Consider the following 679-nt stretch of genomic DNA (forward strand, 5'->3'; position numbering starts at 1 on the left):
GGTAAGTATTTCTCCCCATCTCTACTGTCACCTGTCACCTGTCAACCTACTATTTCACTTTTCGCCAACACGCAACCCCATAATAATTAAATCTCGTTCGACACCAGCTAAATCAGCGATTTTTGGTAAATATCCCCAATTTTGAAAACCAAACTTTTCAAAGAGTTTTAAACTGGGGTGATTATGGGCAAAAATAAAGCTGACTAAAGTTTTTAAACCTAAACTCGGACTTTCACTAATTGCTTTTTCTAAAAGTTGCTTTCCCAAACCACATTTTTGAAAGTTTGGGGAAATGTAAATACTAATTTCGGCCGTGGAATGGTAAGCAGGTCTACCATAAAAGGATTGAAAACTCAACCATCCGGCAATTATACTATCTATTTCTACTACCCACAGGGGACGTTGTGAGGGTACTCGTCCCTGAAACCAAGCCATGCGACTTTCGACTGAGACTGGTTCTAAATCGGCTGTGGCCATGCGGGTAGGTATGGCAGCGTTATAAATTTCTACAATTGTGGGTAAGTCTGCTTCTGTAGCATGGCGGATGATCATTGCGGCTTTCTGGGCAAAATTCTTGGTAAAATCTTTAAAAATAATACACTGTCACCGCAAAATTTATGAGCATTTTTAATCAAGATTTATTTATTCATCATCAGACAGTTTACCCAACTATAAGGAC

Annotated in this window: 1 protein-coding gene; it reads right to left on the bottom strand. The window is 39.0% G+C overall.

The features are described 5' to 3' along the window. Positions 1–54: 54 nt before the first annotated feature. Positions 55–552, bottom strand: coding sequence for a GNAT family N-acetyltransferase (locus tag VB694_RS09110; RefSeq protein ID WP_323359991.1), 498 nt, complete (start codon positions 550–552; stop codon positions 55–57). Positions 553–679: the final 127 nt, after the last annotated feature.

It is taken from the genome of Anabaena sp. UHCC 0451, assembly GCF_034931405.1.
Classification (GTDB): domain Bacteria; phylum Cyanobacteriota; class Cyanobacteriia; order Cyanobacteriales; family Nostocaceae; genus RDYJ01.